The sequence below is a fragment of the Gemelliphila asaccharolytica genome, from assembly GCF_001553005.1.
GTDB classification, from domain to species: domain Bacteria; phylum Bacillota; class Bacilli; order Staphylococcales; family Gemellaceae; genus Gemelliphila; species Gemelliphila asaccharolytica.
The window spans coordinates 27,911-43,897 of sequence record NZ_KQ959899.1; the positions used below are offsets into that span (position 1 = coordinate 27,911).

18 protein-coding genes are annotated in these 15,987 nt (G+C 34.0%); all 18 read right to left on the bottom strand.

All coding sequences use genetic code 11. The features are described from left to right. Nucleotides 1-10 precede the first annotated feature (10 nt). The 18 genes from HMPREF1871_RS04435 to HMPREF1871_RS04515 all read right to left on the bottom strand — a co-directional run bounded on the left by HMPREF1871_RS04435 (nt 11) and on the right by HMPREF1871_RS04515 (nt 15,942). Entirely contained in the window at nt 11-325 is a 315-nt protein-coding gene (locus tag HMPREF1871_RS04435) for an N-6 DNA methylase (RefSeq protein WP_066130499.1), read from the bottom strand. A gap of 137 nt (nt 326-462) precedes the next feature. Further along, nucleotides 463-1,272: an N-acetylmuramoyl-L-alanine amidase gene (locus HMPREF1871_RS04440; RefSeq protein ID WP_066130500.1), complete on the bottom strand. Its 810-nt coding sequence runs from the start codon at nt 1,270-1,272 to the stop codon at nt 463-465. Continuing rightward, nucleotides 1,273-1,674, bottom strand: a complete 402-nt coding sequence (locus HMPREF1871_RS04445; RefSeq protein ID WP_066130502.1) for a phage holin family protein — start codon at nt 1,672-1,674, stop codon at nt 1,273-1,275. Between the two features lies 1 nt (nt 1,675). Further along, complete coding sequence (locus HMPREF1871_RS04450; RefSeq protein WP_066130504.1) at nt 1,676-3,070, bottom strand: hypothetical protein; 1,395 nt, start codon at nt 3,068-3,070, stop codon at nt 1,676-1,678. After that, entirely contained in the window at nt 3,063-4,928 is a 1,866-nt protein-coding gene (locus HMPREF1871_RS04455; protein WP_066130505.1) for a hypothetical protein, read from the bottom strand. Before HMPREF1871_RS04455 ends, HMPREF1871_RS04450 begins: the two co-directional genes overlap by 8 nt. Beyond that, nucleotides 4,928-5,290, bottom strand: a complete 363-nt coding sequence (locus HMPREF1871_RS04460; protein WP_066130507.1) for a hypothetical protein — start codon at nt 5,288-5,290, stop codon at nt 4,928-4,930. Before HMPREF1871_RS04460 ends, HMPREF1871_RS04455 begins: the two co-directional genes overlap by 1 nt. A gap of 2 nt (nt 5,291-5,292) precedes the next feature. Further along, nucleotides 5,293-8,127 (bottom strand): phage tail tape measure protein, encoded by a 2,835-nt coding sequence (locus tag HMPREF1871_RS04465; RefSeq protein WP_232297369.1) that lies wholly within the window; start codon nt 8,125-8,127, stop codon nt 5,293-5,295. A 407-nt stretch (nt 8,128-8,534) separates the two neighbouring features. Further along, nucleotides 8,535-8,699, bottom strand: coding sequence for a hypothetical protein (locus HMPREF1871_RS06305; protein ID WP_198145772.1), 165 nt, complete (start codon nt 8,697-8,699; stop codon nt 8,535-8,537). Between the two features lie 17 nt (nt 8,700-8,716). Then, on the bottom strand, nt 8,717-9,073 hold the full coding sequence (locus HMPREF1871_RS04470) for a hypothetical protein (RefSeq protein ID WP_066130510.1): 357 nt from the start codon (nt 9,071-9,073) through the stop codon (nt 8,717-8,719). Beyond that, a complete protein-coding gene (locus HMPREF1871_RS04475) occupies nt 9,073-9,669 on the bottom strand; it encodes a major tail protein (protein ID WP_066130512.1) in 597 nt (198 codons plus the stop codon). The genes HMPREF1871_RS04470 and HMPREF1871_RS04475 overlap by 1 nt, the downstream gene beginning before the upstream one ends. Further along, entirely contained in the window at nt 9,659-10,006 is a 348-nt protein-coding gene (locus tag HMPREF1871_RS04480; RefSeq protein WP_066130514.1) for a hypothetical protein, read from the bottom strand. The genes HMPREF1871_RS04475 and HMPREF1871_RS04480 overlap by 11 nt, the downstream gene beginning before the upstream one ends. After that, nucleotides 10,003-10,380: an HK97 gp10 family phage protein gene (locus HMPREF1871_RS04485; RefSeq protein WP_157058070.1), complete on the bottom strand. Its 378-nt coding sequence runs from the start codon at nt 10,378-10,380 to the stop codon at nt 10,003-10,005. Before HMPREF1871_RS04485 ends, HMPREF1871_RS04480 begins: the two co-directional genes overlap by 4 nt. Then, nucleotides 10,377-10,709, bottom strand: coding sequence for a phage head closure protein (locus HMPREF1871_RS04490; RefSeq protein WP_066130516.1), 333 nt, complete (start codon nt 10,707-10,709; stop codon nt 10,377-10,379). The genes HMPREF1871_RS04485 and HMPREF1871_RS04490 overlap by 4 nt, the downstream gene beginning before the upstream one ends. Continuing rightward, nucleotides 10,696-12,540 (bottom strand): collagen-like triple helix repeat-containing protein, encoded by a 1,845-nt coding sequence (locus HMPREF1871_RS04495; RefSeq protein ID WP_066130518.1) that lies wholly within the window; start codon nt 12,538-12,540, stop codon nt 10,696-10,698. The genes HMPREF1871_RS04490 and HMPREF1871_RS04495 overlap by 14 nt, the downstream gene beginning before the upstream one ends. A 9-nt stretch (nt 12,541-12,549) precedes the next feature. Next, the gene (locus HMPREF1871_RS04500; protein ID WP_066130520.1) at nt 12,550-12,822 is read right to left on the bottom strand and encodes a head-tail connector protein; all 273 of its coding nucleotides are present in this window, start codon (nt 12,820-12,822) and stop codon (nt 12,550-12,552) included. A gap of 10 nt (nt 12,823-12,832) precedes the next feature. Beyond that, complete coding sequence (locus tag HMPREF1871_RS04505) at nt 12,833-14,023, bottom strand: phage major capsid protein (protein WP_066130522.1); 1,191 nt, start codon at nt 14,021-14,023, stop codon at nt 12,833-12,835. A gap of 4 nt (nt 14,024-14,027) precedes the next feature. Then, the gene (locus tag HMPREF1871_RS04510; protein ID WP_066130526.1) at nt 14,028-14,714 is read right to left on the bottom strand and encodes a head maturation protease, ClpP-related; all 687 of its coding nucleotides are present in this window, start codon (nt 14,712-14,714) and stop codon (nt 14,028-14,030) included. Beyond that, a complete protein-coding gene (locus HMPREF1871_RS04515; protein WP_066130528.1) occupies nt 14,701-15,942 on the bottom strand; it encodes a phage portal protein in 1,242 nt (413 codons plus the stop codon). Before HMPREF1871_RS04515 ends, HMPREF1871_RS04510 begins: the two co-directional genes overlap by 14 nt. Between the last annotated feature and the right edge of the window lie 45 nt (nt 15,943-15,987).

The following is a 15,987-nucleotide window of genomic DNA, read 5'->3' on the forward strand; positions in this document are numbered from 1 at the left end:
TTCAAGAATATCATGTACATCTATCCTGCAGGGTATAAGGTCTTTGTACGTTAACATATATATTACCGATGCCAATTAGCCTTGCTATGGTTCGAGACACTTCACTTGGTGTATAGGATTGCCCATTGCTCTTACCTGATTCTTGAGCAAGTTTCATCATAAAGTACTCATAAGCATCTCCGATAATGTCATCGCCACTTGCCATGTTGCTTTTGAAATCAATAGCAGGGTCTTGAAATACTTTAATATGGCCTGAAACCTTATCAACCAGTTCCTTGCCTTTACCAAGCTCTTCCGGATTGTTAAAACTTACATCAGGAAGCAAGCCTTTCAGTTTGTTATTTTCTAAAAACAGTTGAATGATGATATTGAACTGACCCCCAAAAGTTAGACAAAAAAAATAACTGAAGGATGTCAGTTCAAACTTCTAAATTAGAAGTATATCAGGATTTAATTGATATATTAAATTAATTCGTTTACTCTCCTCTGAATAGCATAATAATCGTATCCAGCGTTAGTTAACCTTCTTTTTCTTTCTTCTCCATTTCCCCACTTTCCACTTATAACCTCCCTTGCTAATTGATCAATTGTCTTTTCTAGTGGATATACTTTTGTGCCATTAGTGTCAAATACTTTGAACCCGAATTTATCTGCACATCTTTTAGCATTATCTAAATTCTTAAATGCACCTTTCTGACTTTTTACATCAGACCAAGAATTTCTAACCCTATATAGTCCACCTGTTGGTTTACCAACAGTTTTATTGCCTTTTAGTCTTTTATTGACCTCATTTGCTATATATGGAAACTTACTGCCAAGGTATGGTCCTGGGCAGTTAGTGTTTGAATACCACTCATGTTTTTGAAGTACACCACCCTTGCCTCCAGTGTAGGTACAAGGATAGATTCCATTTCTCCTACAGATGTCTGTTACTAAATCAATTAGTCTATTCAAAACGTAATCAGAAACTAACCACTGAGGTCCTCTCGTAGAGTTCCCTACTTCAATTGTTACTGCTCTATTGTCACACCATGAAGATGATGTTGTCCACGCTCTATTAGATTCATCTACTCCTAAAACAATAACTCCGTCTGAGCCTAAATTATAATTGGCAGATGCTTGTCGTGACCTTGGTATAAATACACTTGCAAGGTTTTTCCCGCCTATAACTCCTGCTGCGTGGTGTATAGCGATTTTTGTTATCTTCTGATTTCTTCTTCCACTATGATTTGGAGAGAGAATTCTTACTTGTGCTAATGGGCTATTACTCATTTATTTTTCCTCCTTAAATTGTTTTAATATATCTTTTAATTTTTCTGGTACTGGCAAACCTAAAGCTATAGAATTTTCTAATATAGAAAGCCCCTCATTGGCTATATAAAAAAAGATGATGGCTGTTCTTATCATGGTTCCATCACCTTTAATTAAGTTTACATCACATAGGTTTGCTATTCCTACAACTATAAAAATCATAATCTTTTTAGCTATCCCTTTAAATCCTATAGATGAGGATAGCTTTTTTTCGACCCCTGCTCTTAAAACTCCTGTCAAATAATCAGCTATTACAAAAGCAAGAAGCGTGTAAATAAAAGCATCTACACTTCCAAGATAAAATCCCAACCATCCTCCAATAGCTGTAAAGCATACTTTTAGTATCTCAAAGAATTTGTTCATTTTATTCCTCCTCTGTTAATGTGTAAGTTATTTTCATTGTCTTGTCCGCCGTTTTTAATATTGGACTAGATAGGTTATTAATTGTTCCTAGATATGGGGTGTGAAGATAAAGAGTTTTATATAGAGTTTCTTCATCTGAACTATAACCAATCATAAACGACCCCATTGGAATTAAAGACGTCCTTATATAATCTAATCCAATTCCCGAAAATTGATTTTTTCCATAATTTTTAATTAACTCATCTTTAGAATTGATTATAAAGTCATAGCCTAAAATATAATCTCCCCACTCGTATAAATAGTTATAAGTATATTTACCATAGTCAAAATCCGACTTAAAGCCTAAGTCAATCTTAGTGATATCTACAGGATTATTTGCGTTTATCTTATATACTTCCTTTTTACTATCAGCCATTGCGTATAGATATCCATTCTTCATTAGACTTGCTGTCATCTTAAATGGATAATTTGCATCGTTACTTCTATATTCCCCAATCCTATTTAGATTAATATTATTTAGAGTCCATTTATTGTAAGTTACAGAATAATCATTTTTATTTATTTTTACTCTTCTTAATACAACATTATTATTAGTATTTTTTGCGTTAAATCCATACCAGTAACCATCTTTACCATCCATGAAATTAGCATAATACCAGCTATATTTTTCTTCAAAAAATTCTTCAAGAATTACGCTTACCTTTTCTATAGTTTTATTTCCGTATCCATTAATAGGATCATTTAATCCTACACTCGAAAGAGGCTCTTTAAATTTGATTATATCTAAAGTTTTATTTTCTCTAGGGTATAAAGATATTAAAACATTATTAGCTAGATCAGCCTCAACTAATCCAAGATATGCTCTTAAGACATCATATTTATTTGAATACTTGTACAGCCTGTTTAATCTAAGACAGGCTTCCCTACCATACTCATCCCCGTAAAAATTTCTTCCAGCTCTATAATGTGTTAATGCCAACGAAGAGATTCTTCCGTTTGCCTGTGATGTAGAAAAATCCCACACAAACTTGTAACCATTTTCAAGAGGGGTTGATTCATTAAGATTTACTGAACCTCTTCTTGGTGCATCCGTTGAATTTACATCATTAGATGCATAACCTATGATTTGATTATCAGAAGGAGCAAATATTTTGTTTGGATCTTCTTCTAATTTATCCTCAAAAAGAAGTATTCCTCCATAGCATTTAGTTGCTATAGGAAAAATCTCATCTTCAAACTTGGTCAAATTGTTCGTTTGAATAGGATACATAAGTCCTGATGGATTCAGTCTTAATAAATCTGGGACTGCATTTGTTACTAAATTTTCTTCTTCGTATACCTCTTTCTTGTTTGTCCACACATCAGTTAGTTCAATGACTGATTTACCCTTAAGCATTTCCTTCCTCCTTATCTTTAAAATCTGTATTAATTTCTTCCTTATATTTTCCAAACATCAATCCTTGATATTTAAATCTTCCTACCTTTTCAGTGAATATTATCGGTCTTGGAACTTGTCTTTCGACTTTGTATTCAGCATTCAATTTCCTAAGCAAGAGTGAATGACTAAGTTCTATTCTCTTCCAAGATTCATCGACCTTTATCTTTCCATCCCATGATGCTGTAGATCCTAGAGACTGACCAGATATTGCTGCTAGAGCATTATCTTTACCTATCATAGCCTTACCTGATTCAAGCCTAATCAATACTGAGAAATTGTTCATAGTTTTCTCCTGTAGTTTAGTTAATGGATAGAAAAGATTTAAAATGTGGTCACCGCTTAAGTAGGTTTCTTTTGGAATGTGATGTTCTATTTTTGTATCATTAAAAACATAAGCAACAACCAGCCTTGTTGGTATTTCTATATTTTCAATAAAGTCTAATTCTTCTACTTCTTCTTTTTCTTCAAACTTTGGAGGATCATAGGATTTTCCATCTTTATTTAAAATCTCTACTTGTTTATTGACTTTCCTCGATATCTTTCTTGTTTTTTCTTCAGTGTCACAAATTATATTTAACAAGATTGAGGCATTAAAAATTGCCTCCGTTTCTTTATTGGAGGCAAATTCTATACGAATTATTGGTGTATCAGTGGTAGAAAGATTAAAGGCAGAATAATTTGAATAGGAATGAACTACTAATTTTTCAGATTCAATCTGATTTAAAAGTCCAACTATATTCTTATCATTCTTACTTTTCGCCCTTGATAGGTATGGATTCTTTCCTACTCCAAGAATTCTATGCTTACTATTTATCTTATATTCTATGTCAGTGATAAGCCCTTCAATCTTTTCTTCCGCATAAGAAATAGCTACTCTATCTCCTACATCAAGACTTGGGTCTCCTATAGTTACCATATCAAAAGGTGTATGATGAATCTTACAAATTTCTGTTAATAGGCTTTCACACATTCTTTTTCTTTTTTCTGGAAGTCCTAATTGCATCAGTGGGTTTATTCCAAGATTCATAGTTAGTCCATCGTCATTTTCTAAAGAGTAATATTCAGCTATTTTAGTCTTTGCATTTGTTGAGTTGATAGCTGTATATCGTGTCTTGAAATCTGATATTGATGAAGAAAATCTTTCTCTCGTTTTAATTTCAGTTGATATACTCTCTGCATACTTTTTTAAGACCAATTTACCATCACGAGAGACCTGTGCAAAAGCCCCAAGGGTCGATGATATATAGTGTATAAAGTCCCTGTATGTTTCTATATCGTGGTCTTGATAAATAGCTAGGACTTCCTCACCATTTTCAAAAGCTTTTACCTCTTCTTCCGTCATTCCTAATTCTACCTTACACTTCTCACATGATAATTTAAGTAATTCAAAAGCCGTACCAAAGGTATCCGTAACTGGGAAGTTCTTATCAAACCTAAGCATATAGTCATAGCCTTTTAGTTCTAAAATTTTCTTAGACCTATTTGCCTCAGTAACATCAAAGATTCCCATCGGTATGGTTTCAATCTTTTTATTTTCTAATTCTTGATTGTAAAAAAGTTCTAGCTTTGAATCCTCTAAAGAATACCTATCTATATCTGAAAAAAGACTGATTCCAAACTCTCCAGCATAAACTGTACCTATTTCAAGTTCAGAAGATCCAGAGCATGAACGATGAATGTATCCAGACCCTTTAAGAATATCTTTATTGGTAAAGGGAATGATTGTTTCATCTTTTAATATGATATTCCCCGTCCAGTAAAATTTACGAGAATTCTTTTTGATTGCTGTTTTATATTCATTGCTTGTTAGATACATCAATATTCCTCCAATGAAAAAGATACTTCCCACAGCCCTTTATAAGAAGTATCTTTTATTAATTTGACTTGAAACTTGTCTATATACATTTGTGTCTCTTTTAGTTCCAATGTTTCTGTATCTAAGTATTTAACTTTAAGATTAGGCTTATTAGCAAAACCACTCAATGTCTTTACAAGCTTAGGACTACAAGAAAAACCTACAGATATACTTGCTACTTTATTTCTAACAATATCCCTTTGAATAGTTCCGGCCTCTGTCTCTCCTCCGGTGTCTGCCTCAATATCTCTAAACTCCAAATCATAAGAATTTGGTAAAGGTAGGTCTACTCCTTCAATAATTAAATATGATTGATGTTTCATTTCTATCTACCTCCACTTCTTAAATTCTTACGCATTGAGGCATTAACAATAACTTCATCGAGGAGTGTGCCTCCAAGATAGACCGGTATAACTATATCTCCAGTATTTTCTGATTTTAAATTAATGTTTGTAAGTGCATCAGATATTTGTCTTCCTATATCAATTCCATTTACAGCATCTCCTTTATCATATCCACCCATATCAAGAGAGGATATATTTGGACTTAGAACCATATCGCTTGCTACATTTTCCATTGAAGATTTAACCAAACTCCTGCTCTTCTCAATCCCTTTTGATAAGCCTTCCATAAAATCTGGCATCCATTCTTCATAGTCAGTAAGTGGCCCAACATCTGGTACTGAAAAGTGTAGGTAGGATCTAATAGTTGATGCTACATCAGATACAGCAGATATTACATTACCTATTGCATTTGAAATTCCTCTTGCAATTCCATTAATCATATCTGCACCCCAGTTGTAGGCTTGTGATGCAAGATTTCTAATGAAGTTCACTGCATTATTAAACCCATTTCTTATACTAGATAAAATATTCGACATACTAGAAGAAATAGCGGACTTCATTGAATTAAATGCAGATGAAACAGCTGATTTTGCAGAATTAACTGTTGATGAAATAGTAGACTTGATGCTATTCCAAATATTAGACACTAATGACCTAATTCCATTTAAAACTCCAGATATAAAGGACTTTATAGCATTCCAAACATTCATAACTATTGATTTAATAGTATTTAAAACCGATTGAATTACTGTTTTTATATTGTTCCATGATGTGGATATAAATGTTCCTATGGCAGTGATTACTGTAGTCAAGAACGTTTTTATCCCATTCCAAATAGTCTCAGCCTTTACTTTAATAGCATCAAGAACTGTTGAAATTAAAGTCTTTATACTTTCCCAAATAGTCCTAATAAATTCTCCAACTGCTGTAAATACTTCTGTAGTTGTAGTTGATATAGCTGTCCATATATTGGTAAAAGTAGTTTGAATCCCCGTCCAGAGGCTTGTAAAGAATTCTCCTAAACTTTGCCATAGACTCTTGGCTCCCTCAATGAAGGTATTCCAAGATTCAGTTAGAAAAGTTGTTATTGTAATCCAGATACTATTCCAAGTTTCTAAGATTCCACTCCATAGATTAGCAAAAAAGTCTTTTACCCCTTTCCAAAGTGCTCTTATGCCTTCTACAAAAGCAGTCCATAGTTCAGAAATAAAAGTCGTAATATTTGTCCAAGCTGTAGACCAAGACTCATATATTCCTTGCCATAGATTTGTAAAGAAATCTTTGATACCGTTCCAAATTCCAGATACTCCTTCAATAAAGCTAGTCCATAAGCTTGATATAGTAGTTGTAATTGAAGTCCATATTGCATTCCATAACTCACAAATTCCATTCCAAAGATTGGCAAAAAACTCTTTAATTCCTCCCCATATTTCCTTACAGGATGATACAATCGAGTTCCATGTATTAACAAGAAATTCTTTGATTGTATCCCAATTTTTTATGATTAAAGGAATAAGAATCGTCGCAATAGCAACGATAGCTGCTACTATTGGATGAGCCATAATAAGTCCACTTAAAGCAGTAAATGCTCCTTTCAGAACACCAAACACTTTAGCAAGTCCAAGCATCGCTGGTGTCGCACCAGTTGTTATTCCTCCAGAAAGAATAGATATAGCACCAGTCACTGTTCCAATAACCGCTGCTACTTTTGAGATAATAAGCAAGACTGGACCAATGGCAGCAAGAATTCCGGCAAATATTAAAATGAATTTCTGAACTTCTGGAGGTGCATTTGAAATTGCTGTTATAACATCAGTAATCTTTTCTACAAATTTTGTAAGTGCCGGAACAACTAAATCTCCAAAACGAACAGATAGAGTTTCAAGTGCCCCTCCTAGTGCCTCAGTCTTTGATGAAAGATTATCTTGCATCACATCAGCCGTTTCTTTCGCAATTCCACCTGCGTTTTTCATAGATGCTGATATTTTGTCATACTCTTCTTGGCTCATATTAAGAAGTGAAAGTAAACCTGCTTGACCTTCTTTGCCAGCAATTACTGTAGCATAATATGCCTTCTGCTCATCGCTTAAACCAGAGAATGATGTTCTCATTCCTCTTAAGATTTCATCAAGAGACTTAAACGATCCATCTTGATTGGTTATCTTGATACCTAACTCATCCATAGCACCTTGCATATCTTTAGTAGGTTTAATCATATTTGTTAAAGAGTTTTTAAGTGAAGTACCAGCTTGTGAGCCCTTAATACCAGACATGGACATGGCTGTAATTGCAGAAGTTACTTCTTCAATATTAAAGCCCATCGAATTTGAAAGTGGTGCTATATATTTAAAAGACTCGCCTAGGTCATTTATACCTATTGTCCCAGCATTAGCTGCTTGAGTTAATACATCAGCTACTCTTCCAGACTCAGATGCTTTCATATTAAATCCAGATATGGCATCAGCTACAATGGTTGCAACTGAACCAAGATTTTCTCCAGATGCAGCTGACGCATCAAGTACGCCTCCTACACCTGTTAATATATCCTTAGTAGACCATCCTGCCTTTGCCATTTCAGTCATAGCCTCTGTTACCCCACTAGCGCTAAAAGAAGTAGACTCACCAAGTTGAAGAGCTTTTTCTTTAAGTTGAATTAGGTCCTCACCAGTTGCACCTGTTATCGCCTTTACAGAGGACATTCCCTTTTCAAAGTCTGCTGCTGTTTTTAGCCCCAAGGCCCCTACGGCCACAATTGGTGCTGTAACCTTGGTAGTCATTTCTTTTCCAACTTCTCCTGTAACCTTAGATATCTTCATAGAAGAGTCCGAGATGTTCTTAAAGGCTTTACCAGTTTTTGATGCTTGTTGCTCTAGAGATTTCAAGGAGTTTTCAGTTTCAATAATTTCTCTTTGAAGGGCATCATATTGAGCTTGAGAAATATCACCACGAGCAAGAGCTGCATTTGCCTGTTCACTTGCAAGTTTAAGGGACTCTAACTTTGCTTTTGTTTCTTGAATAGATTGAGATAGAAGTTTCTGCTTTTGTGAGATAAGTTCAGTATTTTTTGGATCAATCTTTAATAGCTTATTTACATCTCTAAGTTCTGATTGAGTATGTTTTATCTCTGTATTAACTTGTTTTAAAGCAGTCTGTAACTTGGTAGTGTCTCCACCAATCTCAACTGTTATCCCTTTTATTCTATTTGCCAATATTTCTCACCTCCCTAGAATTTATCAAAGTCATCTTGTGTAGCTACTTCCTTGTATTTATAGTCATCATTATTCTTTTCTGTGAACATATCATTTACAAGTCCAATTGTTAGTAGGGATAAATCAGAAACAGAAAGGCCAAGTTCCACTGCCCTTAATAGAAACAAGGGTGTAGTCATTGGTCTTTCTGTTGGCCTTACTTTTTTTTAGATATTTCTTCTGTCTTTATATTCAATCCCCATAATTCAATTAACTGAGGTAAAATTTGATAAATTGAAAAAGTAGAAAAATTATCCAACCATTCTTCTGGACTATCTGGTACAGATTTATCTCCATGCTTTGCCATTACATAGGCTATATTTTCAAATAACTCAAGTGAACCTATATCAAGGTTAGATTTATCTTTATCGTTTTTCTTCATGGACTTTTCTAGTTCCATCAAGTCTTTAAAGATGTCTCGACCAAACTTTAATCTATAGATTCTTGGAATAGCTGCCGATGCACGAAATATAACATCTTTTCCATCAATTTTTATAGTTTTTGTTAATGCCATTATCTACTACCTCCTGCTGTCCTTGTTGTAGAAGATGATGTTTCTATTGGTAGATAAACTGACTTGTACCAACCATCATAAGTTTTCTTTGTAGTCTCTTCTCCTGTTCTAGCCTTTACATTTCCATTTGGAAGTGGTCTTGCTTGAATAGTTAAGGTCTCTGGTTGAACTTCTCTTGATTCCTCATTAGTTTCTCCTTCAAGAGTAGGCCTTGCTGCTGAACAATTATACATTACGTGACGGATTTTCTTTTGGTCACCATCAAACTCAAATAACAGTGCAAAGTTCGCAGTTTCAGAATTCGAAGACTCAATTAGAACTTTATTAGAATCTGATTTTTCCATCAAAACATCAGTCCTAAATGATTCTGGAATAAGGGCGATTTCTAAATCTCCGTCATATCCCATATTGTTTGAAATAGTGTAGTATTCAATTCCATCTGCATAAAAGCTTTCAGGCTCTCCATTTGGATCTAGTGAAATTGAAACAGCACCAGGCATTGGCACTGGTGTCTTATATTTAATAACGCCCTCTTCGGCTTTATCAAAGAGAGCGTAGTGAACGTTACAAATATTAAATTTAACTTTATTTGCCATTATTATTTACCTCCGTAATTTTTAAATTAAGTGTGAATTCGTACAAAACTTCATAGAGTCTTTCTGATTCAATCCAAACTTCAGATTTTTCATAGTAGATTTTTTCTCTATCAAGTATCTCTTCTATCTTTTCTTCTAATTTTAAATCTTTCTTGTCAGTGTAAAGTTCTAAGTCTATCTGGGTGTTTTTATAGAAAACCACTCCATCTGCACCAAAGTGTTTATTCTTTGGAAATAGATAAACCATAAATGGTGGATTTGGACTTTCTCCCTCAGCAAAGTGTGAATAGGCAAATGGAAGTCCTATCTCATTAATTATTTCCATTAACTTATTCATTCTCTTAACTTCCTCATTATATTTTCTTCCAATTCTCTGACTCCTTTCTCCTCAGCAGGTCCAATATGGGGCCTAGCAGATACTCTTCCTCCCTGTCTAAGGACGTGGCCTTTCTCTAGTAAATGAGCCAGTTGATATCTATTCCTTGAGTGAACTACGAGCTCTATTGAGTTTGAAGTTTCTTTCATAGTTTTTACTGACCAAGATTTAGAATATTTCTTTGTTTCTCCTACAGGTGCATTTTCTTGTATATCTTTCCTAATATTACTACCAGTTTTTTTAACTTCCTTTTTGACTTCATCTGTTGCCATATCAGAATATTCTTCTAAGCCTTTCATAATTTCACTGGCTAAGTTTTCAATTTTTACATTCACCTACTCACCTTCCTACACCTAAACTTTATAAGTCTATTTTTGTAGTTCATAAAGTCAATTGAGATGATATTGTATTTTTCATCATCAAATAGAACTCTGTATTCTGAAGTATTAATGTTCTTTAACCTATTTTGAAATCTTACGGTAAAAGAAATATCCGACCTATCTACTTCCATCCCAAGAAAAACTTCTTCACCTTTTCCTTGAAAGGAAATATATGAATTGGTTATTAGATAATCGGACCATACTGATCTATGATTACCTATATCATCGACTTCAACATCTTTATTTTGAAAGGTTATTTTTCTATTAAAATCAGCTATTTTCATAATAGTCTCCAGTATCTTCCGGAAGTTCTGGCAGGATATAATAAGCTAGATAACGACTTTTCCCCCACCCACAAAAATTTCCATTATGCAGAAAAAATAGCATATATTGGTTGTAATCCTCATTGCTTTCATTCCTTATTTTTAATAACTTCTTATAGTTAGGTGATTCAGTAATCCTTTTTTCTTTTGTAATTAAGTTTATTTCATCGGTTGTTTTCATATCACCGTTTACACGAGATATAAATAAAGTATCATCATCATTTTTAACTTCTGTAGTTTCATCATATTCCCATTCATAAGCTATGCTCACATTGTTATTAGATTCAACTAGTAAAGATATTCCTTCATATGTGTACCTTTCGCCAGAATAATTTCTACTATATGATAAAAATTTTCCTTTTGCCCATTTTAATAAGTCAACTTCTAACCTTGGACTTTCAGGAATACCATTCTTTAATTCAAAATGATATATTTTGCCATCCAAAGTGTGGATTCTTAAACCACTTAAATTAGCATGTATTATCCTATCAAATTTATAGCCACTTAAATCGAGTGAAAAAATATCACCATTATCACTTAATCCCGATACGGTGTTATTAATTTGTACAAAAGTTGTATCGAAGTAGCTAAAAAAATCATCATATTCATTAACCCTTAGATATTTTTTATTCTTCAAATTATGAAACTCTGCTTCAGACCTATCATTTGCTGATATAATTAAGGTATTATTAAAAGTTTCTAGATTTATTTTTTTACTTGATGGAATATTTGTATCTATTACCCACAGTTCTTCTAATACCATGGATATCCCATAAATTGAAATAAACCCATTATTATCTGCACTTACTATTCCAAAACAATTTTCAATACTATAACTACATAGATTTAAATATCTACGCTTATTAGAACTTATAGCTTCGTTAGAGTTAATAAGTAAGGATAATTTTCCTTCTTTTATAATAAAGTATGCATCACCTGCATCCTCGATACCTAAAGCATCGTCTATATTTTCCAAGATTGGAAAGGGATCTGTATCATATTGGTAGTTATATTCAGCTTTTAATTCGTATGGACCAAATTTATGCCCAGACTCCCATCCAGTTTTTATTTCTCCAATCTTGTTTGCTAAGTCTTTAAAGCTATCATCTTTATTAGCTTTTCCTTTCTTGTCGACAATAGCCTTAGCAATCAAGTTCTTACCATTATCGACATCGTAAAAAAGCTCATCGTATTTTTTATTTAAAATTTTACCTTGTCTAGCAGATAGAGCTTTTTCACCATCTTCACTTTCAAGGTTATCTATAACTTCACAGTCTTTTCCATCTTCTCCTTTTGGACCAGGTGGGCCTTCTTTGCCCTGAGAGCCTTCATCACCCTTATCTCCCTTCGGTCCTCTTATATCTTCTAGATTCTTTTCAATAGCTTTTTTTATTGCCTCATCAGCTATATTTTTAGCATTTTCAATGGCAACTATTGCACTTTCAGAATCAGTATATGACTCATAACCTTTTGTTATCCTTATATAAGTTCCTTGGTCGGATGGAAAAATATGACCATCTATTTTTATTTCTATTTTGTATGATCCTATGGCTAGTGGCTTATCAAGCCTAAAAGAAATCTTATCTTCATTTACCTTTGTCTTACATTTCCATTCTAGTTTCTTTTCTTTACTATAAAGATGAATACTGGCATCCTTATCATTTAAAAAACTAATAGATTCACCTTTTGAATCACATAGCTGAAAACTTAGTTCTGAAGATATATCCCCTTGTTTTATATTAATTCCACCATTTGTTTGGATTAAATTTAAAGTATTTATATTATTGGCCATAATACCTCCTTAAAAACCTGATTTTCTATCACCAAATAATAAAGCCCTTAGAGTTAAGTTTAGTTCTGAATAATCTGCCTCTTCTCTGTGTTCATAAAGATAAGCAGTCATATAGAGGACAGCTATCTTTCCATTTGGATTTTTAGAAAGTTCTTCTTCACTGTCAACTCTAGCCACATCCATAGAGTGCTTGATTGATGATTGGATGAGAGATTCAATCATCTCATCCTCATCATCAAAATCCACCCTTAAATAGGACTTTGCCTCCTCAAGAGAAATCATACTTTACTCCTTAGGCTGTAGCACCAATTTTCAAAAGTTTTACTGCTTCTCTTAAAACTAAGATTCCATCTACTCTTTCTTTACCTAAGAAACCAACCATGCCATTACCAGCAAATAGTTCTTTTAAGTCTTGGAAAGACCTGTTTCCTCTATCTCCAATCTTGTAGTATGAAAAATCGCCAAAGGCTACTGCAAGCTTTCCTTTTTCAGCTTTTGGAGCAAAGGCAGATGTATAAGCAGGATATCCTAAAAGTCTATCTGGTTCTCCATCTTTAAGTGATGGTTGCCAAATATATGCACCATTAACATCTTTAAGCTTTCTAATCTGAGCTACTGTTGCATCATTTAAAATGAATGCCGCTTTCTTTCTATAAGGTCTGTCTAAGGAGTAGACTAAATCAATTAGTTCATCTGCAGTAATTGTTTGAGCCTTTGTTGTACCTCCAAGTTCTCCACCTTTTTTAGAGTCAAAAATTCCTGTAGGTTTATTTACTCCATCGCCATTTAAGAAGGCATCCTCTTCAGCATTTGCTAGTGCTCTAGTAAATTCTTCAGTGATGTATTTTTCTAAATTAAAGGCTGAATCATAAAGAAGTTCTTCAGTAACTTTAATACCTACATGGAGTTTGTGTGCATCTAGAGATACTTGACCAAATGTACCATCCCCAAAAGTAAGTTGGCCACCTTCTTCAACCCATAGGGCCGCCGGTTTTGTAGCTGCAATATTGATTTTATGAAGTCCAGAAGTTTGAACTTTTGTAGCTAATTTTCTTACAATATTTTCATTCTCAAGACCATTTACAATATCTGTTTCCATTTCTTCTGGAACTAAATATCCACCACTTTCATCTGTACCTACTTTTAATTCATTTGAAATATCTCTAAAGTTAGTTCTTAATGCTTTCATCATAGACTTCTTGTAGACATTTCTTGCTCTCATTGGCTTTTCTTCTTCATTAAAAGTAGAAGGTTCATTTGTTAATGCTTGAGTTGTAGGTTTTTCTAAAGTTTTCTCCATTTCTTTTTCCCTCTTCTTTCTTTCAATTTCACGAGTGTAATTCTCGATAGTTCTTTCCATTTCTTCATATGTTTTAAAGTCTTCATCAGACATTAGACCATTTTCATCTTTCTTAGATTCAGCAAATGATTTTGCCTCATCCCAAGCTTTAGTTCTCTTTTCCATTAGTTCTTTTAAGTTCATATCTTTACCTCCAAGTATTTTTAATTTTGTTTAATCTGCCTTCGACCTCACTCATTGAGTGAGTTTTCACTTCTTTATTTATCTTCGTTAAGAGCGAGTTTGTAACTGCTCGCCTTGAAAAGACCATGTTTGTAGCTTTTTCATCTTTTCTTTTGTCAGTTAGAGTTCCATCACAAAAACCCATCTCAATAGCCTTGTTCTTATCAAACCAAGTCTCCCCATCCATTAGATTAGAAATCTCTTCTCTGGATAAACCTGTTTTAATCTCATAGGCATTGATGATTGATTCCTTGACTTCCTTTAACATATCTATAGCTTTTTGCATTTCTTTTGAGTCACCAATGGCAACAGTTAAGGGATTATGAATCATCATTAGTGAGGTAGGACTCATCAACACCTCAGTTCCTGCCATGGCAATGACCGATGCTGCTGATGCTGCAAGTCCGTCAATCTTTATGGTTACATTTCCCTCATGCTCTAAAAGCATGGTGTAAATTCTTGATGCTGCGATACAATCACCACCAGGGGAGTTTATCCAAACAGTTATATCTCCACTTTTGTTTTTTAATTCTTCAAAAAAGAGCCTTGGTGTGATTTCATCATCAAACCAAGACTCTTCTGCAATAACTCCATCTATATAAAGTTCATTTGAATCCTTTTTCCAATTCCAAAATATTTTATTGTTCTTCATTAGAACTTATCTCTTCTCCTTTCTGCTGATAAAAACTACCTGCCTTATCAAGTGGTAGCATATTTCCATTTACAAGATATAGGTCTCCACCTTCTTCAGCTGATATCCTATCTAGGTTTTCTAACTCTCTTATGTCATTTGCACTCATCCAGCCATTTTGTCTTCCTACAGCATATCCATTCATTCTTGATTCATAGTCTCCTCTTAGAAGTCCGTCAAGGTTGAATTTAATAAAGTAGGATTCTTTCTCCTTCTTTGTTAGTAGTGCTCTTTCTAAGGATTGCTCCCAACGAACAATCCAAGGGTCAAGGGTGTATTTAACAAATTCAAGCGACTGTTGTTCTATATTTGAAAATGATGACCTTTCCAGGTCCCCAATCATATGAGGTGGTATTCTGAATATCCTTGCTATCTCATTTAACTGAAACTTTCTTGTTTCCAAAAACTGGGCCTCACTTGGCGCTATGGCTATTGGTTGGTATTTCATCCCTTCTTCAAGTACAGCCACTTTGTTAGCATTTTTAGGCCCCTGAAAGGCTGCATTCCATGACTCTCTAACTCTTTCTGGATCTTTAATAATACCTGGATGCTCTAAAACCCCACCTGGTTGTGCTCCATTTTGGAAGAAAGATGCTCCATAATCTTCACAAGCCATCGCCATGCCAATGGCATTTTTTGCCATTGTTATTGGCGAATATCCAATAAGTCCATCAAAACCAAGCCCTGGTATATGAAGGACATCTTCTTTTAAAAGAAAAACTTCTTCTGATTTGTGATTGTATTTATAAAAGATTTCTCCATCTTCACTTCTCATTACAGTCATCTTATTTGGCATTAGTGGGTAAAGTCCAATAACCTCATTTCTACCATTACGAATTATTTGAGCATAGGCATTACCCCACAAAAGAAGATGAGTCATTAGTGTCTCTCTAAATACAAATGAAGTCATCTCAGTATTTGGTTCATCGTGTAAGAGAAAATATATAGCATGGTCTTTTGCTTTTTCCTTTGAGTTCGAATCTCCTCTTTTATATAAATGAAGAGGAAGTCCTGCCAAGGTTTCAGCAAGAACTCTCACACATGAATAAACTGCCGTCATCTGCATAGCAGTAAATTCGTTGACATTCCTACCTGCTGTTGTTCTCCCAAATAAAAAAGACGATGAAGATAACCTCTCCCCGTCTTTAGGTTTGTCTCTCGACTTAAATATTAAATTTAAAATGTTTATAATGCCACCTCCTTAGTTACTTGCAATTAAAAAGCCTTCTTTTTG